This is a genomic window from Shinella sp. OV683, assembly GCF_057787725.1.
This window is the reverse complement of sequence record NZ_CM173543.1, coordinates 3,979,242-4,002,804: the sequence shown is the minus strand read 5'-3', so window position 1 is coordinate 4,002,804 and position 23,563 is coordinate 3,979,242. Positions and strand designations below refer to the sequence as shown.

General features: G+C 60.9%; 23 protein-coding genes. 12 read left to right on the top strand and 11 right to left on the bottom strand.

Annotated elements, in window-relative coordinates:
* Positions 1–116 precede the first annotated feature (116 nt).
* The 4 genes from ACXHRN_RS19410 (at position 117) to ACXHRN_RS19395 (ending at position 5,572) form a co-directional block, all read left to right on the top strand.
* A complete protein-coding gene (locus ACXHRN_RS19410) occupies positions 117–2,945 on the top strand; it encodes a DUF2339 domain-containing protein (RefSeq protein ID WP_488637945.1) in 2,829 nt (942 codons plus the stop codon).
* Between the two features lie 96 nt (positions 2,946–3,041).
* Positions 3,042–4,046 carry an acyltransferase family protein gene (locus ACXHRN_RS19405; RefSeq protein ID WP_488637944.1) on the top strand — a complete coding sequence of 335 codons (1,005 nt, stop codon included), beginning with the start codon at positions 3,042–3,044 and terminating at the stop codon, positions 4,044–4,046.
* A gap of 21 nt (positions 4,047–4,067) precedes the next feature.
* Entirely contained in the window at positions 4,068–4,727 is a 660-nt protein-coding gene (locus tag ACXHRN_RS19400) for an HD domain-containing protein (protein ID WP_488637943.1), read from the top strand.
* Complete coding sequence (locus tag ACXHRN_RS19395) at positions 4,724–5,572, top strand: MOSC domain-containing protein (protein WP_488637942.1); 849 nt, start codon at positions 4,724–4,726, stop codon at positions 5,570–5,572. The genes ACXHRN_RS19400 and ACXHRN_RS19395 overlap by 4 nt, the downstream gene beginning before the upstream one ends.
* Here ACXHRN_RS19395 and ACXHRN_RS19390 read toward each other — a convergent pair.
* Complete coding sequence (locus ACXHRN_RS19390) at positions 5,559–6,557, bottom strand: aldo/keto reductase (protein WP_488637941.1); 999 nt, start codon at positions 6,555–6,557, stop codon at positions 5,559–5,561. The genes ACXHRN_RS19395 and ACXHRN_RS19390 overlap by 14 nt on opposite strands.
* A 202-nt stretch (positions 6,558–6,759) precedes the next feature.
* On the opposite strand from ACXHRN_RS19390, the gene ACXHRN_RS19385 reads away from it, so the two are divergent.
* Entirely contained in the window at positions 6,760–7,980 is a 1,221-nt protein-coding gene (locus ACXHRN_RS19385; protein WP_488637940.1) for an MFS transporter, read from the top strand.
* On the opposite strand, the gene ACXHRN_RS19380 is transcribed toward ACXHRN_RS19385, so the two are convergent.
* Positions 7,949–8,728, bottom strand: a complete 780-nt coding sequence (locus tag ACXHRN_RS19380; protein ID WP_488637939.1) for a hypothetical protein — start codon at positions 8,726–8,728, stop codon at positions 7,949–7,951. The two genes, ACXHRN_RS19385 and ACXHRN_RS19380, sit on opposite strands and share 32 nt — an antisense overlap.
* A gap of 1 nt (position 8,729) precedes the next feature.
* Positions 8,730–9,173 carry a GyrI-like domain-containing protein gene (locus ACXHRN_RS19375; RefSeq protein WP_488637938.1) on the bottom strand — a complete coding sequence of 148 codons (444 nt, stop codon included), beginning with the start codon at positions 9,171–9,173 and terminating at the stop codon, positions 8,730–8,732.
* A 187-nt stretch (positions 9,174–9,360) separates the two neighbouring features.
* Between ACXHRN_RS19375 and hisS the strand changes: the two genes are divergently transcribed.
* The 3 genes from hisS to hisG all read left to right on the top strand — a co-directional run bounded on the left by hisS (position 9,361) and on the right by hisG (position 13,046).
* Positions 9,361–10,938: a histidine--tRNA ligase gene (gene hisS / locus ACXHRN_RS19370; protein WP_488637937.1), complete on the top strand. Its 1,578-nt coding sequence runs from the start codon at positions 9,361–9,363 to the stop codon at positions 10,936–10,938.
* A 294-nt stretch (positions 10,939–11,232) separates the two neighbouring features.
* Complete coding sequence (locus ACXHRN_RS19365; RefSeq protein WP_488637936.1) at positions 11,233–12,357, top strand: ATP phosphoribosyltransferase regulatory subunit; 1,125 nt, start codon at positions 11,233–11,235, stop codon at positions 12,355–12,357.
* Positions 12,354–13,046 (top strand): ATP phosphoribosyltransferase, encoded by a 693-nt coding sequence (gene hisG / locus ACXHRN_RS19360; RefSeq protein ID WP_488637935.1) that lies wholly within the window; start codon positions 12,354–12,356, stop codon positions 13,044–13,046. Before ACXHRN_RS19365 ends, hisG begins: the two co-directional genes overlap by 4 nt.
* Here hisG and ACXHRN_RS19355 read toward each other — a convergent pair.
* Complete coding sequence (locus ACXHRN_RS19355; protein WP_488637934.1) at positions 13,043–13,483, bottom strand: MarR family winged helix-turn-helix transcriptional regulator; 441 nt, start codon at positions 13,481–13,483, stop codon at positions 13,043–13,045. The genes hisG and ACXHRN_RS19355 overlap by 4 nt on opposite strands.
* Before the next feature lie 131 nt (positions 13,484–13,614).
* On the opposite strand from ACXHRN_RS19355, the gene ACXHRN_RS19350 reads away from it, so the two are divergent.
* The 3 genes from ACXHRN_RS19350 to ACXHRN_RS19340 all read left to right on the top strand — a co-directional run bounded on the left by ACXHRN_RS19350 (position 13,615) and on the right by ACXHRN_RS19340 (position 16,956).
* Positions 13,615–14,325 carry a DUF1428 domain-containing protein gene (locus ACXHRN_RS19350; RefSeq protein ID WP_488637933.1) on the top strand — a complete coding sequence of 237 codons (711 nt, stop codon included), beginning with the start codon at positions 13,615–13,617 and terminating at the stop codon, positions 14,323–14,325.
* A gap of 334 nt (positions 14,326–14,659) precedes the next feature.
* Positions 14,660–15,739, top strand: coding sequence for a radical SAM/SPASM domain-containing protein (locus ACXHRN_RS19345; RefSeq protein ID WP_488637932.1), 1,080 nt, complete (start codon positions 14,660–14,662; stop codon positions 15,737–15,739).
* Positions 15,739–16,956: a glycosyltransferase gene (locus ACXHRN_RS19340; protein ID WP_488637931.1), complete on the top strand. Its 1,218-nt coding sequence runs from the start codon at positions 15,739–15,741 to the stop codon at positions 16,954–16,956. The genes ACXHRN_RS19345 and ACXHRN_RS19340 overlap by 1 nt, the downstream gene beginning before the upstream one ends.
* Here the strand turns inward: ACXHRN_RS19340 and ACXHRN_RS19335 are convergent, their stop codons facing one another.
* The 3 genes from ACXHRN_RS19335 to ACXHRN_RS19325 form a co-directional block, all read right to left on the bottom strand.
* A complete protein-coding gene (locus ACXHRN_RS19335) occupies positions 16,957–18,072 on the bottom strand; it encodes a glycosyltransferase family protein (RefSeq protein WP_488637930.1) in 1,116 nt (371 codons plus the stop codon).
* Positions 18,073–18,253: 181 nt separating this feature from the next.
* A complete protein-coding gene (locus ACXHRN_RS19330) occupies positions 18,254–19,234 on the bottom strand; it encodes a bifunctional riboflavin kinase/FAD synthetase (RefSeq protein ID WP_488637929.1) in 981 nt (326 codons plus the stop codon).
* 18 nt (positions 19,235–19,252) lie between these two features.
* Positions 19,253–20,101: a TIGR01459 family HAD-type hydrolase gene (locus ACXHRN_RS19325; RefSeq protein WP_488637928.1), complete on the bottom strand. Its 849-nt coding sequence runs from the start codon at positions 20,099–20,101 to the stop codon at positions 19,253–19,255.
* On the opposite strand from ACXHRN_RS19325, the gene ACXHRN_RS19320 reads away from it, so the two are divergent.
* Positions 20,060–20,524 (top strand): hypothetical protein, encoded by a 465-nt coding sequence (locus ACXHRN_RS19320; protein WP_488637927.1) that lies wholly within the window; start codon positions 20,060–20,062, stop codon positions 20,522–20,524. The genes ACXHRN_RS19325 and ACXHRN_RS19320 overlap by 42 nt on opposite strands.
* Before the next feature lie 7 nt (positions 20,525–20,531).
* On the opposite strand, the gene ACXHRN_RS19315 is transcribed toward ACXHRN_RS19320, so the two are convergent.
* The 4 genes from ACXHRN_RS19315 to ACXHRN_RS19300 all read right to left on the bottom strand — a co-directional run bounded on the left by ACXHRN_RS19315 (position 20,532) and on the right by ACXHRN_RS19300 (position 23,457).
* On the bottom strand, positions 20,532–20,657 hold the full coding sequence (locus tag ACXHRN_RS19315; RefSeq protein WP_488637926.1) for a hypothetical protein: 126 nt from the start codon (positions 20,655–20,657) through the stop codon (positions 20,532–20,534).
* Between the two features lie 107 nt (positions 20,658–20,764).
* Positions 20,765–21,100, bottom strand: a complete 336-nt coding sequence (locus tag ACXHRN_RS19310; protein WP_488637925.1) for a DUF982 domain-containing protein — start codon at positions 21,098–21,100, stop codon at positions 20,765–20,767.
* A gap of 153 nt (positions 21,101–21,253) precedes the next feature.
* Positions 21,254–22,633 (bottom strand): chromate efflux transporter, encoded by a 1,380-nt coding sequence (chrA, locus tag ACXHRN_RS19305; protein WP_488637924.1) that lies wholly within the window; start codon positions 22,631–22,633, stop codon positions 21,254–21,256.
* Entirely contained in the window at positions 22,630–23,457 is an 828-nt protein-coding gene (locus ACXHRN_RS19300) for a chromate resistance protein ChrB domain-containing protein (RefSeq protein ID WP_488637923.1), read from the bottom strand. The genes chrA and ACXHRN_RS19300 overlap by 4 nt, the downstream gene beginning before the upstream one ends.
* Positions 23,458–23,563: the final 106 nt, after the last annotated feature.

Sequence of the window (23,563 nt, the reverse complement as noted above, 5' to 3'; positions counted from 1 at the left end):
GTTGCCGGGTGACACCTGTGTGACGGGTGGCTAAATAAATACCATCCGTCAAACGTCTCCCGCTTGAAAATTGATAATGCGCGCATTGCGCATTTCCGGAAAGTGCGCCCGCCGTCATGTTCGAACTCATTGCCCTGATTTCCATCGTCCTTGCCATCGCAGCCATATCGAGTGCACGCGGCGCCCGGGCCCGGCTCGATACCGAGCTCGCCACGATCAAGCTTGAATTGAAGCGGTTGGAGGGACTTGTCGGCACTGCGCCTGCACGCGAACCCGCCGCCGAGACGGTGGAAGAGATTGCCGATGCAGTGACGAGCCCCGAAGCCGGGGCCGCACTCGCTGCTGAGATCCCTGCCGAACAGATCACCGACGCTGTCGATGCACAGGAAGCGCTAGAGACGCCCGGCGAAGAGCCACAGCCGATCGCTGCCGCCGTCGCTGCACCGGCCAAACCCAAGGAATCCTTCGAGTCGAAGCTCGCCGCCCGCTGGAGCGTCTGGGTCGGCGGGCTCGCACTGGCTTTCGCCGGTATCTTTGCAGTCAAGTATTCCATCGATCAGGGTCTTCTGAGCCCTCAGGTTCGCCTGACCCTTGCCGCACTCTTCGGCGTCGTGCTGATGGGCGTGGGCGAGTGGGTGCGTCGCCGCACCGACACGACCACCGTCAAGACATTCGCCAATGCGATGATCCCGGGCATCCTGACCGCCGCCGGTACACTAACGCTGATGGGCGCGGTGTTCGTCGCGCATGGCGTCTATGAGTTCATCGGCCCTGCTGCGGCCTTCCTTCTGCTCAGCCTGATTTCGCTCGCCACGCTGGCGCTGTCACTGCTGCACGGGCAGGGGCTTGCGGGTCTCGGCCTGGTCGCCTCCTTCGTCACGCCGCTTCTTGTCACTTCCGCAGCGCCGAGCCCTTGGCCGCTGTTCGGGTTCCTGTCCGTCGCCTGGATCGCCAGCACGTTTGCCGCCAAAATTCGCCATTGGCGCGTCACGCCGGCCATCGCCAATGTCGGCCTGTCCGCCTGGGCATTCCTTTATACCGTTGGTTCCAAGCCGTTCGAGGTCGCCCCGGTCGCACTGGCGATGCTGATCATGATCGCCGGCCTTGCCTTCATCTGGCCCGGGCGCTGGGTGTTCGTTTCCGCCGAACCCGATGTCGACCCGATCGACGGGCAGGTGCCTGCAGCCAAGCCTGCGCGCGTGCCGGGCCCATGGGAGCAGGTGTTGCTGCCGCGCCATATCGCCAATACGTTGACCGCAGCGCTCGGGGCGATGGTCGTTGCCGTCGTCTTCCTGGCACCGGATCTGTTCAGCACCGGCTACATCTTTGCGGGGTTCATAGCTCTCATCGTCGCGCTCGCGCTGTTCGGCGCTTCGCGCAGCTATGCCACCTATCCGGCCATCGGCTCGGCGCTCGCGGCGATTGGTGGCATTCGCATCGTCATTTTCGGCACGGCATCGATGGGGTTCAATGCACCGGATGCCAACGGCCTGCCGGCCTATATCGATCCGACCTGCGTGTCGTGGATCGCGCTGGGGCTCGGCCTGTTTTTCGCCGCGCTCGGCATAGCGGTCAATGTTCTCAAACATGGCGAGCAGTCACCGCATGCAAAAATCTGGACGGCCATCGCGACCGTGACGCCCTTGCTGCTGGCGACCATAAGCTTCGTGTTCTTCGGCAACTACAGCTTCGACCTCAAGCATGGTCTGTTTGCCATCGTCCTCGGCATCTTCTATCTCGGCGCCGCGCAAATCGCCTTCCGCGGATCGGAATTCGAGGACCGCTACGTCTTCACCCGCGATCTGTTCGTTGCCGCATCCTGGGCTGCATTCGTCTATGCGCTGATTGTCATGACCAACGATATGGTGACCACGATTGGCGCAGCCGTGCTTGGCTTCGTCTATCTGCTGGCGCAGCGTGTCCGCAATTGGCCGATCCTGCCCTGGGCGATGGCGGCAGCGGCGATCTTCGTTGCAGGCCGCATCGCCTGGCAGCCCACCATCGTCGGCGTCGATCATCTCGGCAAGACGCCGGTCTTCAATGCGTTGCTGGCCGGCTACGGCATCCCGTCACTGTTGCTGATCATCTCCGCATGGATGCTGCGCGACAGCAAGGACGGCCGCATCCGCAGCGTCATGGAAGCGCTTGCCAGCCTGTTCAGCCTGCTGACCATCGGCATTCTCGTCCGCCACGCCATGAATGGCGGCACGCTGAACGACGCCGTGCCGACGCTTGCCGAGCAGGCGATCTACACGCTGCTGACCGTTGGCGCGTCGGCCACGCTGATGGCCATCGACCTCAGGCGGCCCAGCATCGTCTTCCGCACCGGCTCGATGGCGGTCGGCTATATCTCGATGCTGTCTGTGATCTCCGCGCACTATGTCGGCCTCAATCCGTACTTTACTGGCGAGCTGACCGGCAAGATCCCGTTCTTCAACCTGCTGTTCCTCGCCTATCTTCTGCCCGGCCTCGCCTATGGTCTCACAGCGTGGTTCGCGCGGGGCCGTCGTCCGATGCATTATGTCATCGCGCTGGCTTTGACGGGGGCGAGCCTGCTGTTTGCCTATGTCACGCTCTCGGTCCGGCGCGTCTTCCACGGAGACGGCATTGCTGACTGGAAGGGCTTCCTGCAGCCGGAGCTCTACACCTATTCCGTCGTCTGGCTATTGCTGGGTGTGGCGCTGCTGGTGGTCGGCTATCGGTTCCGCGCCAAAAGCATCCGCATCGCCTCAGCCGCCCTGGTGCTGATTGCGGTGGTCAAGGTCTTCCTGGTCGATATGTCCAATCTCGAAGGCCTGTTCCGGGTCCTGTCCTTCATCGGGCTCGGTGTCGCGCTCATCGGCATCGGCCGCTTTTACCAGACGATCCTGTCGGGCCTCGCCGCGGAGGCCCCCAAGACGACCGATATCGAACCACCTGCGGAGCAGGAGCACGGCGCCGGTTGACCGGACGTTAACCCGCGCGGGTTTAGTCTGCCCTGAACAAATGACCGCGCCTTCATGCGCGAATGGCAAGCAGGGTTTCGATCGATGGCTCGGGATATGCGGATTGCAAGCCTCGACGGCTTGCGGGGCCTGGCGGCATCTGCCGTCGTCTATGCGCATGTCGAGTTCTTCTATCCGACCACCAATCCCTGGCTGAAGCTCGACACGGGCGACGAAGCCGTGGCGATCTTTTTTGCGTTGAGCGGCTTTCTGATGGCGCTGCTTTATGGTGATCGCCAGTTCAACGCCAAGGACTACCTCGTTCATCGCTTCGCGCGCATTTATCCGGTCTATCTCGCATCGGTACTGGTCGTGGTGTTGCTTTCAGCGATCTATGGCAGCGCGTATCTCTATCCGATCGACGGCGCGGAACAGGTCATGCGCCACATCCTGATGTTCGGCTCGACCGGCGTCTTCTGGTCGATCCCGCCGGAGATCCAGTTCTATCTATTCTTTCTGCTCATCTGGCTGTGGTTTCTCGACCCGAAAAAATATCAATGGATCGCGGTGGCGACCGCAGCATTGCTGATCATTGACTCCTATTTCGGTTTTCCCGGACCCGGTATCTTGCTCAGCTCGAAACTGCCCTACTTCCTGTTCGGGACTTTGGCCGGCAGGCTGTATGCCCACCAGAAAAGCCATCCCGATGGCGCCTTGACGGGCATCGTCACGCTGGGACTGCTGGTATTCTTCTTGCTGGCGCGCGGCTTCTTCCCGCTGACGACGTCTTTCTGGGGGCTGTCCTCGGCCTTGACGGGTGCTGTGATCGTCTATCTTGCCGCCTGCGGCTCGCCGGTCTCCGCCTTTGTCCTGGCTTCCCGGCCGCTGACATTCGTCGGCAAGATCAGCTTTTCGCTCTACCTCTTCCATCTGCCGGTAATCTTCCTCGGCATGCGCGTCCTCGATGGCCTGATGCCTCTGGAGGCGTCCTTGATCCTCTCGATTGCTCTCGCCTACGCCTTCGCCTGGTTGAGCTACATGGTCATCGAGGATCCCGCACGCCGTTTCTTCACCGGCCTCTGGCGCACGCGGCGGCAAAGATTGCCGGTTGCGGCAGAATAGCTTTCCGGTAAAACATCGCTCATGCAGAGTGATGACATCTCCCGAATCTTCGCGCCGTTCGAAGACCTCGCCCGAAGGCTGATGCCATACGCCGTCGCCACGGACGATGGCGCGCATGATATCGGCCATATCGGACGGGTGTTTGCCAACGCCATGCGCATCCACGCCAGCGAAGGTGGCGATGCGGAAGTGCTGGCGGCGGCCGTGCTTCTGCATGATTGCGTTTCAGTCGAGAAGAACTCGCCGCTGCGTGCCCAGGCTTCGCGCCTTGCCGCCGAGAAAGCCAGCGGCATCCTGGCCGACATGGGGTGGCAGCCCAGCAGGATCGAAGCCTGCGCGCACGCCATCACCACGCACAGTTTCTCCGCCGGCATTCCACCCGAGACCACCGAGGCAAAAATCCTGCAGGATGCAGATCGGCTGGATGCGATAGGGATGATCGGCGTTGCACGTCTTTTCTACATCGGCGGCCGCATGGGGTCGACGCTCTATGATCCGGCAGACCCGAGGGCCGACGGTCGCGAACTTGACGACAAGACTTTCGCACTCGACCACTTTGCGGCCAAGCTCTTCAAGCTTGCCGATGGTTTCCAGACCGTGACCGGCCGCGCATTCGCCGAAGAGCGGCACCGGCGGCTGGTTCATTTTCACGACCTCATGCTCGAGGAAATAGGCATATGAAGGTTTCATCTCTCCATATCTACCCGCTGAAAAGCGGCCGCGTCATCGACCGTACCGAGGCAGAGGTGACGCCGTGGGGGCTCGCCGGCGACCGCCGCTACATGATCACCGACCCGGACGGCCGGTTCATCACCCAGCGCGAATTGCAGCCGCTGGCGCAAGTCACAGCAACCGCTCATGACGGTGTCCTGACGCTTTCCAAGGTTGGCGAGGCGCAAAGCATCCTGGCCTCGTTCGATCCGAGCCGCCGCATCGACGTCGATATCTGGGACAGCAAATTGACAGCGGCCGTGGCGCTGGACGGCGTCAATCATGCGCTCAGCAAATGGTTCGGTATTCCCGTCCTGCTTGTGCATGCCGACGATATCAGCAACCGCCAATGCAGCCCTGGCTGGGCGGGCGTAGGCGTGTCGACCGGTTTTGCCGACGGCTATCCGGTTCTGATCACCACGACCGGCTCGCTGAACGCGCTGAACGAAGCAACACTCGCCGCCGGTGATGCAGGGTTCGGCATGGACCGGTTTCGCCCCAATATCGTTATCGAGGATGACCGGCCCTTCGCCGACGATCGGTGGGCATCTGTCGAGATCGGCGGTATCCGCTTTGATCTCGTCAAACCCTGTGCCCGCTGCATCATGACCACGCAGGACCAATTGACCGGCGACCGGGGCGGCCCCGACCCGATGCCGGCGATGCGCAAGCTGCGCGTGTCGATGGATCGCCGCGTGCCTGGCGTGCTGTTCGGCTGGAATGCAGTCGCACGCAGCACCGGCCGCCTGGCTGTCGGCGACACGGCAACTGTGATTGCCGATCGTCCCGAGGGCTGGCCGCTCAGGCAGCGTTAGAAAATGGCCTGAGCGCCGCATCGATCTCGGACATCACGCCGGACGGAAGCGGACCCTTGTCCAGCGCGCCGGCATTTTCCTCGACCTGAGCGACGGTGCGGAAGCCCGGTATCGGCAAGGTCCTGGCTGATTTTGCCCACAGCCAGCCAAGCGCACCCTGCGTCAAGGTGCGGCCGCCAGTTCGCAGAAGTTCGCGAACCGCATCCAGCCGTGCCGCAAATTCCGGCGCGATCCTGCCATCTTTGAAGTAGGTCATCCAGTCGAGAGCAGCGCCGCGCACGTCCTTTTCACCCACCACCTGGTCGGATTTGAACTTGCCGCTCAGCAGTCCCATCGCCAATGGACCGCGATTGATCGAAATCAGCCCACGCTCTTCGATAATCTTGAGGAGGTCGCTGGCGGGCTCGAAGACGTTCATGGTGTGTTGCACCGACACGAAGCCATCGCGGGTGGCATGTCGAGTCGCGCGGTCGGGATAGTCGGTGCTCCAGCCGAAGGCATCGATCTTGCCTTCGCTGCGGAGTGCTCCAAGCGTGTCGAAGACGCCGTCCGACTGCTCCAGTGGAAAGTCGTTGAGATGGAATTGCAGCAGGTCGAGCCGCTCGCGACGCAAGCGACGAAGCGAAGTCTCGACCGAGGCACGGATAAAAGCCTCGTCGGCAAATGCGCCTGTCGCCTGCTTGGTCGTGGCATCCGTGGCGAAACCGAATTTGGTGGCAACGAAAATGTCGTCGCGCCCGGCCAGCGCCTGGCCGAGCACCTCCTCGGAGTGACCGGCGCCATAATTCGACGCGGTGTCGAAGAAGCGGATACCGAGATCGACGGCGCGATGGATCGCAGCGATCGATTCCTGATCATCGACCTCACCCCAGCCAAGCGGCACGTCGCCGGCAAAGAAAGGCCCGCCAATGGCCCAGCAACCCATGCCGAGGCGTGGGATCGGTGTGCCGTTCCAGAGGGTGATGTTGTTTTCCAGTGGGGTCATGGTGGGTGTCCTTCGTTCGTGTCGGCGCACCCTAGGCGGTCGCCCGTTCTGCTGGAACGGCCAAATTCGCAACGCGTTTTTCAAAATTGAAAAGCGCCATCAAGTCGATCCATCAGCGAAACTGATTTTGGTCTTCAGAAAAACTTGCTTTTCTGGTTGTCGCTCACCGCCTATGGATGACGGCTGAACATCGGAGAACTGCATGAACGCTGCGAGCCGCACCCAAACCCTGCCATGGGCAATTATTGTCGCCGGCTCCATCATCGCCATGATCACCTTTGGGCCACGCTCGGCTATGGGCTTCTTCCAGTTGCCGTTGCTCGGTGATACCGGCTGGGATCGCGAGACATTCGGCCTGACGCTCGCGCTGCAGAATCTCTTCTGGGGGCTCGGTCAGCCATTCTTCGGCGCGTTTGCCGACAAGTTTGGCACGGCCAAGGTGCTGGTGATGTCGGCGGTGCTCTATGCCTGTGGTCTTCTACTGATGGCCCATCCCGCCAGCCCGGCGATGCTGCATCTCGGCGGCGGCGTGCTGATCGGCCTTGGTGTGGCGGCGGGCTCCTTCAGCGTCATCCTCTCGTCCTTCGCCCGCAATGTGACGCCCGCTCAGCGTTCGATGGCCTTCGGTATTGCCACCGCTGCCGGTTCGGCTGGTATGTTCGTCTTCGCACCGCTGGCGCAGGGGTTGATCACCACCGTCGGCTGGCGCGAGGCGCTGACGATCATGGCGGTGCTGATGATCGCCGTTCCCTTCCTTGGTATCGTGCTGCGCGGCAATGCCCAATCCGGTTCGCAAAGCCATGCCGCTTTCCAGCAGACGGCCGGCGCCGCCATGCGCGAGGCGCTGGGACATCGCTCCTATCTGCTGCTGATCTCGGGTTTCTTCGTCTGTGGCTTCCAGGTGGCATTCATCACGGCGCATTTTCCGGCATACCTGCTGGATATCGGCATCGACAAGACCTATGCGGTGATCGGCATGGCGCTGATCGGTGCCTTCAACATCATCGGTTCGCTCGCCGCCGGCGTCATCGGCCAGTCCTATTCCAAGCCGTGGTTTCTGGCGCTGATCTATCTCGGCCGCTCGATCGCGGTGACCATCTTCATCCTGCTGCCGATCACACCGGCTTCGGTGATCATCTTCTCAGCTGTTATGGGCCTGCTCTGGCTGTCGACCGTGCCGCCGACCAACGGTCTGGTCGCCACCATGTTCGGCACACGCCACCTCGGCCTCTTGGGCGGCATCGTGTTCTTCTCCCACCAGATCGGCTCGTTTCTGGGCGTATGGCTGGGCGGTTACCTCTATGATCGCTTCGGCACCTACGACCCCGTCTGGTGGCTGGGCGTGGCGCTGGGCCTGTTTGCCGCCGTCGTTCACATCCCGATCAAGGAAGCTATTGTGCCGGGCCGGCCGGTGGCAGCCTGATCGCCATCACACGGTGCACCGCCTTGTAGGTCGGATCCAACTCCCCGAATGGCGCGACGGTCCAAGGCCATTCGGCTTCAGGCGCGGGGAGGGCGATGCCGTGCATCAGGTCGTCTCGCTCCAGAATTTGGCCGGACCGATCGATGATCTCGTAAGAGATGTCGGCGAGCAAACAGGTGGTCGCCTCCAGCGATGAAAGCCCGTCGATATGAGCGCGGAGAAGGCGTGGGACGATGCCTTCCGACTTGCCGTCTGCCTTCACCATGCGTCCCACTCCGACCCCAATCTGCGACAAAAGATTGGCGGAGATGACCAGATCGAGGTCGGCGATGTCGTGCAGGAATGCCAGCGGCTGCGGCTCCGAACTCTTATCAGCGTGGAACTCGCGATATCCTGAAAGATCCCGAGACTCGAATGTGAGGTTTCTCAGCCCCTTCATCGCCACCCACGCTCGGACGCTTGCAAGGTGCTGCAGGTCGTAAAGCCTCACCTCATCGAAATGCCGAGACAGTGTCTCGATCGGCACGTCTCGCAATAGGCCGGACCCGAGCACGACAGCCACGCGGTTGCTCGCCAAGCTCTCGATCGTGCGCAGGACCACCTTTTTACAATTGCTCTCGTGCTCGGCCCAATCGCGGGCACAGCGACGTGCGCGCGCCCAGAGCCTGACGGACGAGTTGATCTCCGCGGCATGCTTGCGCGGCGAGACAAGATAGGACGCGGCAAAATTGATCGCTTCGAGGAGCATCTCAGGCGAGCCGCAGCACATCCGGCGCCAGCGCGACGTGCAATTCGTGGCGCCCGGCGGGCAGGTCGCGCATATAGCCGAAGTCGAGCTTGAAATCCGTTGGACGAAGCCCGGCTTTCTCCGCATAAGCGTAGAGGGTGCCAAAGGCGGCGGCAATTTCCTGCAATGGCCCGTCATGGATGAGCCTGACATAGCGCTGCGCCGGGATGACAAGCCGGCTCATGCCGTCAGGTGTTCTCGTGCGCGATGCAGCGAGGAAGCCCACGAACTCGCGATAGACGCCGTCCATTCGTCCCAGGGACACCTCAAGGAACGATGTCGCATCGGTTTCGGCCGCAAACAGCCTTGCCCATGCTGCCGGCACCTGATGCCGCAACTCTTCCCAGCCCGCCCTTACCTCGATGCCGATGGCAACGAGTTCCGGAAGCTCGACGATCTCGATCATGGATTTGGGTCTTTCAAGTGAACGGCATTGAGTCGAACCTTTGTGCGACGCTAGGCGGGCTGCGTTGCCGCCGTCAAGCATCAATCTGGCTTGCGGCGGCGATGGCGCGATCTATCCCCTTGCCGCATATTCCTCAATCCGTTAGAGCAAACCGCAAAACATCACTGAATTTCCCGGATTGCCCGCCATGAATGACAAGCCCAAGAAACCGCAGAAGCTCAAGGCCCGCCTGCCGCGTGGTTTCGCCGATCGCGAGGCGTCCGACATCCGCGCCGTCAACGAGATGACCGCCAAGATCCGCGAAGTCTATGAGCGCTACGGTTTCGATCCGGTCGAGACCCCGCTATTCGAATATACCGATGCGCTGGGCAAGTTCCTGCCGGACGCCGACCGCCCCAACGAGGGCGTGTTTTCGCTGCAGGATGACGACGAACAGTGGATGAGCCTGCGCTACGATCTGACGGCGCCGCTCGCCCGCCATGTCGCTGAGAATTTCCAGGAAATCCAGCTGCCCTACCGTACCTATCGTGCCGGCTATGTCTTCCGCAACGAAAAGCCAGGCCCCGGCCGCTTCCGCCAGTTCATGCAGTTCGACGCCGATACGGTGGGCGCCGCCGGCGTCCAGGCCGATGCCGAGATGTGCATGATGATGGCCGATACGCTGGAAGCACTGGGCATCAAGCGCGGGGATTATGTGATCCGGGTGAATAACCGCAAGGTGCTGGATGGCGTGCTCGAAGCCATCGGATTGGGTGGTGAAGACAAGGCCGGTGCTCGCCTCAACGTCCTGCGCGCCATCGACAAACTCGACAAGTTCGGCCCCGAAGGCGTAACACTCCTGCTCGGCGCTGGCCGCAAGGATGAGTCCGGTGACTTCACCAAGGGTGCGGGGCTGGACGACGCACAGAGCGCATCGGTACTTCACTATGTCCAGTCTGCGCCCATGCAATTGGTGAGCGGACGTGGTTCGGAAATGCGATATGAAAGAGACACAGAGTCTCGCAATACGGATGTCGTTCGTCGCATAAGGGAAACATTCGGAGAAGACAACGAACTGCTGGCTCAAGGTCTGAACGAGCTAGAATCCATTTCTGAAATGGCCGCGATAGCAGGCTATGATCGCCGCAGAATTCAGATCGACCCCTCCGTCGTGCGTGGCCTCGAATACTACACCGGCCCGGTCTACGAAGCCGAACTCCTCTTCGACGTCACCAACGAAAAAGGTGAAAAGGTCGTGTTCGGCTCGGTCGGCGGCGGTGGTCGTTATGATGGCCTCGTGTCGCGCTTCATGGGGCAGCCAGTTCCGGCAACCGGTTTTTCCATTGGCGTCTCGCGCCTGATGACGGCGCTGAAGAATCTCGGCAAACTAGGTGCGGATGAAATCATCGCACCCGTCGTCGTCTGCGTCATGGACCGCGATACAGAAAGCCTCGGCCGCTACCAGAAAATGGTGCAGGAGCTTCGCCACGCCGGCATCCGCGCCGAGATGTATCAGGGCAATCCGAAGAATTTCGGCAACCAGCTGAAATATGCCGACCGTCGCGGTTCGCCCTTGGCGATCATCCAGGGCGACGACGAGCGTGCCCAGGGGCTGGTGCAGATCAAGGACCTGATCGAGGGCAAGCGGCTCTCGGGCGAGATCACCGACAATGTTGCATGGCGTGAGGCGCGCGTTGCGCAGGTCTCGGTGCCGGAAAGCGATCTGGTCGCCAGGGTTCGTAAGATGCTGGCGGAGCAGGCGGAAGACCGGAAGCGAGCCGGGTGAGATGCGGATCGCAGGTTTCCAAGATTGCGGTTCGTTGACCAGCCTCTCGTTGGTTATGGTGTGCCACCCCTCACCAACTTCGGCCAAGCGATCAGCTTCGCCTCTCGCGGCCTGCGTATCCTCTCCCACAAGGGGAGAGGTAAACGCGCGGCAGCGCTTCGCCTTAGGCGGAGCTGGCGATTGTGCCACCCTACCTCTTCCCCTGTGGGAGAGGATAGCAAGCCCATGCGAAGCAGCGCTGAGCATCTGGGCGCGCTTGGTGAGGGGTGGACTCACGGTCAATAGGAGCTCGCCATGCCCCTGATCAACCTCCCCACCTTCGCCCCAGACCTGCTCGCCCTCTTCGAAACATTGAAGACCGAGCGCGTTGACACACCAGTCATCCAGCCCGCTGAACCATTCCTCAACATGGCGGGTGAGGATCTGCGTCGCCGCATCTTCATGACTGAGAGCGAGACAGGCGAGAGCCTGTGCCTTCGCCCGGAATTCACCATCCCGGTCTGCCTGCGGCATATCGAGACTGCCACCGGCACGCCGAAACGCTACTCCTATCTCGGCGAAGTGTTTCGCCAGCGCCGTGAAGGCGGCAATGAGTTTTACCAGGCAGGTATCGAGGATCTCGGCACCAAGGACGTTGCCAGCGCCGATGCCCGCGCTGTTTCCGATGCGATTACGACGCTGAAGACACTGCTGCCCGGCCGTCCGCTCGCCGTCGTCATGGGCGACCAGTCGGTGTTCGAGGCGGTTGTCGAAGCGCTCGGCCTGCCTTCGGGTTGGCAGCGCCGCATGATCCACGCTTTCGGTGAGGCAAGCAAGCTGGATGCCTTGATCGCCCGGCTGGCAAAGCCTGAGAGCGTCAGCGATCTCGGCCCGGATGTCGAGGCAATGCTCGCGTCGAACGACGAAACAGCGCTTGTCTCCCATATCGACCAGATCATGCAGCAGACCGGCTATTCCAGCAATGCCAGCCGCTCGCCGACATCGATTGCGCGCCGCCTGCGCGAGAAGCGCGCACTGGCGCGCACCGCGCTCGATCCCGCCAAGCTCGACGTGCTCAAGGAATTCCTGTCGCTGAATGTCAGCCTCAAATATGCACCTGACGTGTTTGCGAGTTTTGCCCGCAGCGCCCGCCTGACCCTCGATGGCGCGGTCAATCGCTTCGACGCGCGGGTGGCGGCACTCGCCAATATTGGCGTCGATCTGTCGACGGTCACATGGCGCGCCGCCTTCGGCCGTCCGCTCGATTACTACACGGGTCTCGTCTTTGAAGTGACGATGCGGGACGATCACAATGTGCTCGCCGGCGGCGGCCGTTTCGACCGGATGATGACACTGCTCGGTGCCGAGGAGGTAATCCCGGCGGTCGGTTTCTCGCTCTGGCTGGACCGGATCGAGACGGCGAGGGGAGACCGCATATGATCACCATCGCACTGCCTTCCAAGGGCCGCATGAAGGATGACGCCTCGGCGATCTTCGAACGCGCAGGCATGAAGATCGTGGCCGTCGGCAATGATCGCTCTTATCGCGGCCGGGTCGAAGGTGTCGATGATATCGAGATCGCCTTTCTGTCAGCTTCCGAGATTGCCCGCGAACTGGGCGCCGGCTCGATCGATTTCGGCGTCACCGGCGAGGATCTCGTCCGCGAGGACCTGGCCGAGGCCGACAAGCGGGCCGAATTCTGCGCGCGACTGGGCTTCGGCCATGCTGATGTCGTGGTGGCGGTGCCCGAGATCTGGCTCGATGTCGACACGATGGCCGATCTCGGCGATGTGGCCGCCGATTTCCGCGCGCGCCACGGCCGCAGGCTGGCCATCGCCACCAAATACTGGCGGCTGACCCAGCAGTTTTTCTCGTCGCAACATGGTATCCAGCTTTACCGGATCGTCGAAAGCCTCGGCGCCACCGAGGGCGCTCCCGCCGCCGGGCAGGCTGATATCATCGTCGATATCACCTCCACCGGCTCGACGCTGACGGCCAATCACCTGAAGATCCTGTCGGACGGCATCATCCTCAGGTCCGAGGCCTGCCTCGTGCGCTCGCGCAAAGCGGAACATGAGGGCAATGCGCGGATTGCCGAGATCGTTGCTGCGGTGAACGCAGCGATCTAGGCCAGCGCGCGCAAACCGGAGCGCAGCAGAGCCGGGTCCGTATCGACCAGCGACCGGTCCACCTCTTCATGCGTGCGGATCCAGATAGGCAGTGCTGCTTTGAGCGTCGCACTTCCGGCTTCCGTCAGTTTCAGCAGCCGGCTGCGACGGTCTTCCGGATCGACCTCCGTTTTCAGCAATCCTCGGCTCTCAAGCGGCTTCAGATTGGCCGTCAGTGTTGTGCGGTCCATGGCGAGCAGTGACGCGACCGATCCCATGGAAGGCGGCTTCGGGCGGTTCAATGACATCAGCAAAGAGAACTGGCCACTCGTCAGGCCGACCGGCTTGAGCACAAGGTCGAAGCGCCGTGCAAGCGCCCGTGCTGCACGTTGCGTGGCAAGGCACAGGCAGTGATCGCGGACATGAATAGTGGTTTCGAACGGGACGTGATTTGACATGCCGGAATTATGTTGATATCAACCCATTCTGTCAAGACTACCCCCCGAAAGGGAAGATATCGGGCTTTGCCATCCCGCGCGTTGCCCGAACATCACCAAGCCGAACTCTCTCGGCCTCAAAGGAGGAAAGCATGACTTACGTAGATGGTTTCGTCGTGGCTGTGCCCGCGGCCAACAAGGAACTCTATCGCCAGCAGGCGACAGCGGCGCTTGAGCTCTTCAAGGAATATGGCGTTACGCGCATGGTCGAGAACTGGGGCGACGACGTGCCCGACGGAAAAGTCACCGACTTCAAGGGTGCGGTGAAAGCCAAGGAGGACGAGGTAGTCGTGTTCTCGTGGCTCGAATATCCGAGCAAGGCGGTTCGCGACAAGGCGAACGAGAAGATGATGAGTGATCCCCGCATGCAGAATTTCGGCGACATGCCCTTCGACGGCAAACGCATGATCTACGGTGGCTTCAGCACGATCATTGAAGAAAGCGGAACGGGCAAGGTTGGCTATGTCGATGGAGCACTCTTGCCGGTGTCCGCGAGCAAGAAGGACGCCTATCTTGCCCTTGCCGCAGAGCAGGCGGCCGTGATCAAGGAGTGCGGCGCCACCCGTGTCGTGGAGGCCTGGGGCGACGATGTCCCCGACGGCAAGATCACCGACTACAAGGGGGCAGTGAAGGCAAGCGGCGACGAGAAAGTCGTCTATTGCTGGGTCGAGTGGCCCTCAAAGCAGGTGCGTGACGACGGTTGGAAGAAGATATTTGCCGATCCCCGCATGCATCCTGCAAGTGTTCCCTATGACGAGCAGCGCCGCGTCTTCGGCGGGTTCTCACCGATTTTGGATGCATAAATTACTGCAGACCTGATATTCCCGCGCGCTGGTGGCGGCGAGACCTCCATGGGTTTCGTCGCCGCTGGGGATTCTGGCAATAGTGCCACCGGGTGATTTCCCACCCTCCAAAATTTACCAAAAAATAACCATATCGTCTCAGATTGTACTCAACGCGAATGACCGCGGACTCTCTTTCCAGAAGGCGCATCAGGCGGCCGTAGAATGGATGCGGAACGTTCCGTTCGGTCAGCTTCGCACCATCGTCTCCTGCCTAGATATGCTCCACTGAGAATATTGAAGCATTGTATCGATTCGGCCTTGAACCGCATCGAAACCAGAGACGGACAGGCCCATGAAAGCTGCACTGAAGCCTCGAATCAACATGGAAGGGCGCACCGCCCTCGAGACCGTCATTCCGATCGAAACGCCGTTCATCGTCTTCATCGACCCGGCGAGTTCGTGCAATTTCAAATGCACCTTCTGCCCCACCGGCCATCGCGGCCTGATCGCCGAGACCGGCCGTTATCAGGGCGCGATGAAATATGAGGTGTTCACCAAGGCGATCGACGACCTCGCCGCCTTCGGCAAGCCGATCAAGGTGCTGCGCATGTATAAGGATGGCGAGCCCTTCCTCAACAAGCGCCTCGCCGACATGATCAGATATGCCAAGCAGAGCGGCTATGTCGATTACATCGACACGACGACGAACGGCACTTTCCTGACGCCGGAGCGCCTCGCGCCGGTCATCGAGGCAGGCCTCGACAAGATCAACATCTCCGTCGACGGCATGACCAAGGAAACTTATCAGGAATTCACCGGCTTCAACTTCGACTTCCAGAAGTTCATCGAAGGCGTCAAGTGGCTCGACGCCAACAAGGGCAACATGGAAGTGTCGATCAAGATCCCAGGCGAACTGATCACCGAAGATCAGCGCCAGGAATTCTTCGACACGTTCGGCGACTATTGCGATCGTATTTTCATCGAGAACTTTGCGCCTTGCTGGCCGAACTTCGATGTCGAGGAACGCTCGGGCATCAAGATCGGCGAGAAGGGTATCTATCAGCAGACCTTGAAGCCCACCGATACCTGCCCCTACATCTTCTACGCCATGAGCGTGAATGCCGACGGCCTGGTCTCGTCCTGCTTCCTCGATTGGGGCCGCAAGCTGATCATCGGCGATGTCCGCACGGAATCGCTCAAGGAGATCTGGAACTCCGACAAGATGAACGCGCTGCGCCTTCAGCACCTCGAAGGCCGCCGCTGCGAAAACAAGGTCTGCGGCTCGTGCGGCCAGCTGACCCACTGCCTGCCGGACAATATCGACGACCATCGCGACATGCTGCTCGACAAGTTCCGCAGCCTCGTCACGATCAATCCGAACGTTCCTGCTCCGGGTGGTCTGGTCATGCCGGTGCCGGTCGCGGCTGAGTAATGCATGTCCTGCATGTAACCGCCCATCTGGGCGGCGGGGTCGGCAAGGCCCACGCCGCGCTCAGGGCGGCCATGCCCGCGGGTATCCGCCAGACCTATCTGCTGTTGGAAGAACCGCGCGACCGCCGCTATGCCGATGAAATTTCGGCCCATGGCGGCGAAATCGTCTTTGCGCATGACCTGGGACATGTGGCCGAATTTTGCGCCGCAGCCGATATCGTCCAGTTCGAATTCTGGAACCACCCGAAGCTGTTCGAATGCCTGGCACTGACGGATTTTCCTCCGATGCGTTCGGTGTTCTGGTCGCATATTTCAGGCCTGTTCAAGCCGGTCATCGCGCCCGAGTTCCTCACGGCTGCGGATCGGTTCGTGTTTACGACGCCGGCATCGATGGTGCTGGGCGAGGGGCTGTCTGAGGCTCAACGCTTGAGCCTGTCGAGCATTGGTAGCGGGTTCGGGTTTGAAGCCGGCAGGGCAGAGGGGGGTAACAACGGCACAACGGCGCATCATCCCATTGCCTACCTCGGCACCGTCGACTTCATCAAAATGTATCCCGGCTTCTTCGACGCCATCGCCGCGCTACAGCACGAAACGTCCGCTGCCATCTGGGGCGGCTACGATCCCGAGGGCGAAGTCGCCTCAAAGGCCAAGGCGATGCGCCACCCCGAGCGGATTCACTTCATGGGGCAGACCGCCGACCCACAGGCGGCCCTCCTGCAAGCCAGCATCTTCTTCTATCCGCTCCAGCCGGATCACTACGGCACAGCAGAAAATGCACTGATCGAGGCGATGTCTCTGGGGCTCGTGCCCGTCGTGCTGGCCAACCCGGCGGAGTGCGCTATCATCGAACACGGCGTCACAGGCTTCATCGGCCACACGATTGCCGAATGCGTCGAAATCCTCGACGTGCTGCTCGCGTCGCCAGACACATTGGTCAGAGTGGGGAAGGCGGCCGCAGCCCATATCGCTGCTCATTACACCGCCGAACGTTCTGCCAGCGCCTTTGCAGGTCTCTGGCAGGAGGTAGTGGCGGGGCCGAAACGCCAACCGCAGTTTGGCGGCATTGTCGGCGTCACACCGCTCGACTGGTTCCTCGCCAGTCAGTATCTGCCGGGAGAAGCGCGCGCTTCGATTGCCGACACCGGCAAGCTGTCGAAGGGCACGCTCTCGCATTTCAGGTCAGCGTTTCTGCATCATCCGTGCTGGAATACGGGCTGATCAGATTGCCTTGGCGCCGCAGATAATGCCGACAGGCACGAGGAAGTTGCGGATCACCTTGTAGAATTCCTGCGCGTCCGCTGCACCGGCAATATGCCGGTCGATCATCAGCACATTGCCATGCAGGCCGCGGCGCTTGTCGAGCGGCCGCTCACCGGCGAATTGCGGTCGGAAAAGCTGGGCGTGTGCGCCGCCTTCCCACTGCTGCAGGCCCTGGAAATAGGCGTTGCACTTGTTGTTGAAGGCTTGGGGGTCGGTCTCGAACATGCAGTCGTAAATGCAGGCGCGGATGAAGTTCTCTTGCGCGCCGGTCCAGAGCGCACCCATTTCTCCAAACACAGCATGCTGGATTTCGGCGATTGCCGCCGTCAGGCCGATGCCCGGATGGAATGGGAAATCGGCGCGCCGGAAGGGCTCGGCGGGCGCTTTGTACGGCTTGATGTTGATGACAGAGAGCGGGCGCGAGCAGAAGGCAAATTTCTCGCCCATCAATACGGCGCGTGCGGTCCACTCCCACTGCGCCACCGCATGCTCGCGACCGGAAGCACCTATCGTCTGGGCGATGCTCTGTGCAAGTTCACGGTTGAGGACGCCGTGGTACAGGCCAAACGGCACCTTCGGCGCGTTGCCGCTGTTTTCCCAGAGGAAGAAGGATTTCAGGATTTCGGTCTTGTCGAACTCGACAATATCATACTTGGTCGGGATGGCGACCGACGACGCCTTGCCGGGCTCGGCGAAGGGCGAAATCTGCAGAGCATTCCAGGCAACGGCATCAAGGGTACCGAGGCCAGCCTTGGCGAAGTCGGCGACATTCAGGGTTTCTGGCTCGAAGATGTCATCCGGACGGATCAGCGTCAGCCAGGTGCCGGAAGCGGAGGTGACCGCCTTGTTCCAGAGCGCCAGCGTCGGCAGATCTTCGCTGCCAGCTGCAACCACTTTCACCCTCGGGTCGAGTGTCGCAAGCGCGTCGAGTTCGAGCTGCTCGGCAATGCTTGCGGCGGCAGGAGCAACCAGGACTTCGATATCGAGGCCCGGCTTGGCCGCGACCGCCTCGATGATGGCAACCGGGCTCTTCTCGTGAGCTTCGATTGGTATCAGGATGGAAAGGCCTGTCATGTCAAGCACTCCTTTGTAAGGTTGGGCAGAAGTGTGAAAATCGGGATCCGGAAGGCGGTCCGTCTCACCGATATTCCGGGAGGTACGCCCGGTTCACATCAACTGCCCATGCTATCTCCCTAAAGAGGAAATCTTGAGCGAGGCTTTTCGAAACGATTTAAGCTGAAAAAACAAAGGATTCTTAGAAGGCCAGGGTCTGGTCGATGATGCTGAGCGGGCTCACGCCGGAGAGCAATGCCCTGGCTTCCTCGACATCACGGTTCATCTGCTCGACCAGAGGATCGAGCCCATCGAACTTCATCTCCGGTCGCAGAAACCCAAAGAACGACACCGAACATTGCTGGCCGTAGAGGTCGCCGGAATAGTCGAACAGCATGGTTTCCAGCAGCGCCGCGCCGTGGTCGGTGACCGTCGGCCGATAGCCGAAACTCGCAACCCCGTCATAGAGCCGTCCGTCCTCAAGGCGAAAGCGCACGGCGTAAATTCCGGCACGCAACTGCACCTCGGGCGGCAGCGCCATGTTGGCGGTTGGGAAACCAAGAGTACGGCCGAGTTTCTTGCCGTGGATGACTTCGGACTGCACCGTGTAGCGATAGCCGAGTTGGCCGGCCGCCTCGGCCACTTCTCCATCGGCGATCAGCACCCTGATATGGCTCGATGAGATCACGTCGGTATTTTCGTCGCGGAAGGCGTCGATCAGGCTGACGCCGAAACCATGCCGGCCGCCCGATTGCAGCAGGAAGGCCGGACCACCCTCGCGTCCATTGCCGAAATGGAAGTCGAAACCGGTGACGATTTCCTTGGCATCGATCCAGTCGATCAGGATCGACTGGATGAATTCTTCCGCCGATCGCGAAGAAAAGGCGCGATCGAAAGGATATTCGAGCACAGCGTTGAAGCCTAGGCTTTCGAGAATGCGGGCTTTCAGCGGCGCGGGTGTCAGCCGGAAGACCGGCTTTTCCGGCGTGAAGACGCTGCGCGGATGCGGTTCGAAAGTCAGCACGAGTGAGGGAATATTCTTGTCGGCTGCAATTTCGAGCGCGCGCGACAGCACGGCCTGGTGGCCACGATGAACGCCGTCGAAATTGCCGATCGCCAGCACGCCGCCGCGAAGAGAGTCCGGCAGTTCGCCTCTTTGTTCATTGCGGTGAAAAACCGTCATCGGTGCGTCTCCCGGCGATTACTGAAGCCGCGGGATCCACCAGCGCGGATACGCCTGATGGCTTTGCAGAAAGATGTCGAGCGCATTCTCATCGGTCTTGTCGCCGTTCATGTAGTCGCGGGCATGGATACCGGCCGATATATAGAGCAGTTCGAGTCCCTCGGAAATCGCGCCCTTCACATCAGTCGGCATGCCGTCGCCGACTGCCAGCACGCGCGCCTTGTCGAACGGACCGCGATGGCCACGCGCTTCTTCAAGCGCTGCCGTATAGATGGGTGTATAGGGCTTGCCCGCGATGCGGACCGTGCCGCCCAGTTGTTCGAAAAGTGCTGCGACCGAGCCGGCGCACGGGATCAGCCGGTGGCCGCGCTCGACGACGAGGTCTGGATTGGCGCAGATCATCGGGATGCCGCGGGCGACGAGGCGCGTCAGCAGGTCGCGATACATTTCCGGTGTTTCGTTCTCGTCGTCATAAAGGCCGGCGAGGACGATGATTTCTGCCTCGTCTTCGCCGACGAGCTCGGTGCCGAGGCCTTCGAGCAACGGCGTGTCGCGATCGGCGCCGATGAAGAAAACCTTCTTCGGCCCCTCGGCGATCAGCTTGCGGGTCACATCGCCCGACGTGACGATGCGGTCATACGCTTCGCGCAAAACCCCCAATCCATCGAGCTGGATGGAGACGCCTTTGTTGGGGCGCGGTGAATTGGTGATCAGCACGACGGTGAGGCCGGCTTCGCGTGCTGCCTGCAGCGCCAGCGATGCTTCTGGAAAGCCGCTGATGCCATTGTGAAGCACTCCCCAGACATCGCATAGGATGACATCGTAATGGGACACGATGTCTCTGATAGATCCAATGCGCTCTGCCATGAATTGCTCCGGGTGTTCTGTGCGCTCCAAATCGCAAAATGGAGCGGCGATGACAAGGGAGAAAGTGGCAGTGCAGCAATAAAAGGCCCGAAGCCGGGAGAGAAGTCTGAAATACGCTTGCTCCGACTGGAGCGCCCGACTTATGCTCCTGCCATGAGATTGATCCGGATCGTATTCTTGCTGGCCTTTGCAGTCGTTCCGGCTTTTGGCGCGTACGCTCAGAATCCCTGCGGCATGTCGCCGGATGATTGGTGCACCAAGTCTGAAGATGGGGCCTGTGGAAAGCATCTGACGGCCGAACAGTGTCGCAACGACAAAGCCTGCATCGGCATGCGCTATTCCGGAGAGTCCGTCATCGCATGCCATTGGGACGAACGCGGTTTTGCCGATAACTGCCCGACGGTCGGCTGCATCGCCAGGTAACGAGCGTCTAGGAGATTTTCGCCGCCATGCGCTGGACGAAGTTGCCGACCTTGTGGAGCAAGCGGGAATCGTTCTGTGTGACGTCCCACGTAACAAACACGGCGATTAGAACGATCAAAATAACGTACCTCATCCGAGCCTCCAATCACGTTGCTGCGCTTTTTCAAGATTAGCGCTCATATCGACTGCCGGAAAACGTGTTTCCACCTCCCGATAGAGTAAGCCTGAAGTTTAGAATGCCTATGTCTCCGGCTTCTCGCGGTTGGAAAACGCCAGTTCATCACAAATCGCGGCAATTTCATATTCGAATTCAGTCAACACGGATGGACCAAGCGACACTTGAACATTCAGCGCCGCATCTCGTGCTGCGTCAATCAGATAAAAGCGCGCATCATCGTCGTCGAGTTCGCCTTTCAAGGCTCTCGCACATCCCTTAAGCGCACGAATGTAATAATAGCCCGCCTTTTTTGGCCAGTCGCGTAGAAGGCACATCGCAGCATCACGTGTGTCGGCAATGCGCCTGACCTGTCTTTGTCGTCCGATTATTTCCAGAGTAACAACTCTATTCCATCCCATCCGACACCTGCTTCCGCTCGTACGACTCGAACAACAGTGACGGAAGCATATGTAGCAGTTTTAACTTGCGCGAAGATGTGTATTTAAGCTGGAGTAAGTTGAAATACTTAAGTGCGCGTGGCTAAACTCCAATCGAGTTTCGCGGAAGATGCTTCAAATCCCAGCGCTGTGCGCTGCAAGCCCCAAAGCTGCGCAAACGGCCAGCGTGACGAAGGCACCCACCTTGAAACGAAACAGCAGCAAAGCTGCAAGCGCGGTCAATCCGCAGGCCGTGGGATCTATCGACTGCCATTCCGGCCAGAGCATTTGCAGTGGTCCGGATGATACAGTCGTTACCCGGGCAAACAGCGTGTGCACGCCGAACCAGATGGCCAGATTGAGGATGACACCGGTGACGGCCGCCGAGATTGCGGCGAGCGCACCGGACAGCGCGAGGTTTTTCCGCAGCTTCTCGATCCATGGCGCGCCGAGGAATATCCACAGGAAGCAGGGCACGAATGTCACCCAGGTTGTCAGCACCGCGCCCGCAACGCCGCCGGCCAAAGGTGCAAGCGCTCCAGGCGAACGGTAGGCGGCCATGAAGCCGACGAAGGTCAGCACCAGCACCAGCGGCCCTGGCGTGGTCTCGGCGAGGCCCAGCCCATCCAGCATCTCGCCGGGTTGCAGCCAGTGATAGTGATCGACCGCCTGCTGGGCGACGTAGGAGAGCACTGCATAGGCGCCGCCGAAGGTCACGACTGCCATCTTCGAGAAGAATGTACCTATGCTCCAGTAGCTGCTGCTGGCCGCACCCAGGCCCGCCAGCAGGATGAAGGGCAACACCCACAGAACCAGCCAGAGCAAGGTCGCGCGCAGGGCCGATGCCAAGCTGGCCGGGCTTTCGGGCGTATGCGCGTCGATGACGGCGGGCAGATCCGGGGCGGCAGACTTGTGGCCGGCGGGAGAAAAGCGGTTGGGCGCATAGCGAAAGCCGAGATAGCCGATAATGCCGGCCGCCAGCACGACAAGCGGAAAGGGGACCGCAAAGAAGAACAGCGAAATGAAGGCCGCAAGCGCCAGAAGCTGCATCACCCGGTTTTTCAGCGAGCGCTTGCCGACGCGCACCACTGCCTCAAGCACGATCGCCAGCACCGCGGCCTTGAGGCCGTAGAACAATCCCACGAGCAGGTCGGTCTGTCCCCACAATGCGTAACTGGTGGAAAGGCCAAGGATGACCAGAAAACCGGGCAGCACGAAGAGCAGGCCCGCCACCAGTCCGCCGCGCCATCCGTGCAGCAGCCAGCCGATATAGGTGGCGAGTTGCTGCGCTTCCGGTCCGGGCAGCAGCATGCAGAAATTCAGCGCATGCAGGAACCGGCTTTCGGAGATCCAGCGTCGTTCGTCAACGAGCTCTCGATGCATGAGGGCGATCTGACCGGCCGGACCACCGAAGCTCAGGCAGCCGATCTTCGCCCAGACTTTGAACGCCTCGGCGAATGTCGGATAGGCCGGCGGTGCGTCCGCTACGGCAGCGACAGGGCTGGACTCGTTCATGGTCGCGCGCCTTTGCCGCCATGAGATACCCAATTGTGTTTCTCGTCCATTGCGTCCCGCGCCCAGCGATAGAGGGCGTCGTAGATCAGCATGCCATCCTCGAGTTGCTCTAGATCTGAGGAATGCATTCGCGACAGGCCAAGCGAGATGGCAAGCAGGCCCGCCGATTGGGGGCTGAGATCAAGCCGGTCGGTATCCGCCCCGCGCACGATCTCCGCAAGAGTGAGCAGTGCCGGTGTCTTCAGCCCGAATTCCTCCAGCATCATGTCGAATGTGCAGGTGTCGCCACGATGGCTCCAGTAGGTTCCGTCTATGTCGAACGGCGTCGCATCGAATTTTTCGGCAACGGCCTCCACTTCGCTCGCCGAGACGAACAGGAACCGGGCGAGCGGATCGACAAACCTGCGGATCAGCCAGGGACAGGCGATGCGGTCGATCTTTGGCCGTGACCGGGTGACCCACAGAGTGCGGCCGGTTGGCTTGCTCCCCGGCAGGCTGGAGATCGGCACCAGCGGGAGGTCGGCCGCCGCCCACGCCTCGATGCCACCCTCGAGGATCTCCGCTTGTGAGCCGAGAATGCGCAGATGGGCTGCGACGCCTTCGCTGAGCTTCTTGCCCTTGCTGCACACCACGATGACCTGAACCTGCGCGAACTCTTCACCCCAGTCGCTGGTCTCGCGATAATCGCGGTGAAACGAGGATGGCACGAGAAACGGGCGTTCGTCGATGCCATCGGCATCGCGCACGTCGATGAGGGTGGGGGCCTGGGAAGAGCCGAGAAGCCGGAAGAGTTTTTCGGACGAAATTGCGCCAAAGGATGCCATGGTTTTGCTCCGTGTAAAGTTGGTCGAACGGATGCGAAACTGTGGCATGGCGCCTCGTGGAGCGCTCGCGAACTCCATGATGTATTTGTGCCGAAATGCCGGAGGG

Coding starts and splice junctions, on each gene's coding strand:
- hisG (WP_488637935.1), top strand. CDS start 12,354: ATGATCACCATCGCACTGCCTTCCAAGGGCCGCATGAAGGATGACGCC.
- ACXHRN_RS19310 (WP_488637925.1), bottom strand. CDS start 21,100: ATGGGATGGAATAGAGTTGTTACTCTGGAAATAATCGGACGACAAAGA.
- ACXHRN_RS19410 (WP_488637945.1), top strand. CDS start 117: ATGTTCGAACTCATTGCCCTGATTTCCATCGTCCTTGCCATCGCAGCC.
- ACXHRN_RS19390 (WP_488637941.1), bottom strand. CDS start 6,557: ATGACCCCACTGGAAAACAACATCACCCTCTGGAACGGCACACCGATC.
- ACXHRN_RS19345 (WP_488637932.1), top strand. CDS start 14,660: ATGAAAGCTGCACTGAAGCCTCGAATCAACATGGAAGGGCGCACCGCC.
- ACXHRN_RS19330 (WP_488637929.1), bottom strand. CDS start 19,234: ATGACGGTTTTTCACCGCAATGAACAAAGAGGCGAACTGCCGGACTCT.
- ACXHRN_RS19400 (WP_488637943.1), top strand. CDS start 4,068: ATGCAGAGTGATGACATCTCCCGAATCTTCGCGCCGTTCGAAGACCTC.
- ACXHRN_RS19335 (WP_488637930.1), bottom strand. CDS start 18,072: ATGACAGGCCTTTCCATCCTGATACCAATCGAAGCTCACGAGAAGAGC.
- ACXHRN_RS19405 (WP_488637944.1), top strand. CDS start 3,042: ATGCGGATTGCAAGCCTCGACGGCTTGCGGGGCCTGGCGGCATCTGCC.
- ACXHRN_RS19340 (WP_488637931.1), top strand. CDS start 15,739: ATGCATGTCCTGCATGTAACCGCCCATCTGGGCGGCGGGGTCGGCAAG.
- ACXHRN_RS19350 (WP_488637933.1), top strand. CDS start 13,615: ATGACTTACGTAGATGGTTTCGTCGTGGCTGTGCCCGCGGCCAACAAG.
- ACXHRN_RS19375 (WP_488637938.1), bottom strand. CDS start 9,173: ATGATCGAGATCGTCGAGCTTCCGGAACTCGTTGCCATCGGCATCGAG.
- hisS (WP_488637937.1), top strand. CDS start 9,361: ATGAATGACAAGCCCAAGAAACCGCAGAAGCTCAAGGCCCGCCTGCCG.
- ACXHRN_RS19300 (WP_488637923.1), bottom strand. CDS start 23,457: ATGGCATCCTTTGGCGCAATTTCGTCCGAAAAACTCTTCCGGCTTCTC.
- ACXHRN_RS19315 (WP_488637926.1), bottom strand. CDS start 20,657: ATGAGGTACGTTATTTTGATCGTTCTAATCGCCGTGTTTGTTACGTGG.
- ACXHRN_RS19325 (WP_488637928.1), bottom strand. CDS start 20,101: ATGGCAGAGCGCATTGGATCTATCAGAGACATCGTGTCCCATTACGAT.
- ACXHRN_RS19395 (WP_488637942.1), top strand. CDS start 4,724: ATGAAGGTTTCATCTCTCCATATCTACCCGCTGAAAAGCGGCCGCGTC.
- ACXHRN_RS19365 (WP_488637936.1), top strand. CDS start 11,233: ATGCCCCTGATCAACCTCCCCACCTTCGCCCCAGACCTGCTCGCCCTC.
- chrA (WP_488637924.1), bottom strand. CDS start 22,633: ATGAACGAGTCCAGCCCTGTCGCTGCCGTAGCGGACGCACCGCCGGCC.
- ACXHRN_RS19355 (WP_488637934.1), bottom strand. CDS start 13,483: ATGTCAAATCACGTCCCGTTCGAAACCACTATTCATGTCCGCGATCAC.
- ACXHRN_RS19380 (WP_488637939.1), bottom strand. CDS start 8,728: ATGCTCCTCGAAGCGATCAATTTTGCCGCGTCCTATCTTGTCTCGCCG.
- ACXHRN_RS19320 (WP_488637927.1), top strand. CDS start 20,060: ATGGGACACGATGTCTCTGATAGATCCAATGCGCTCTGCCATGAATTG.
- ACXHRN_RS19385 (WP_488637940.1), top strand. CDS start 6,760: ATGAACGCTGCGAGCCGCACCCAAACCCTGCCATGGGCAATTATTGTC.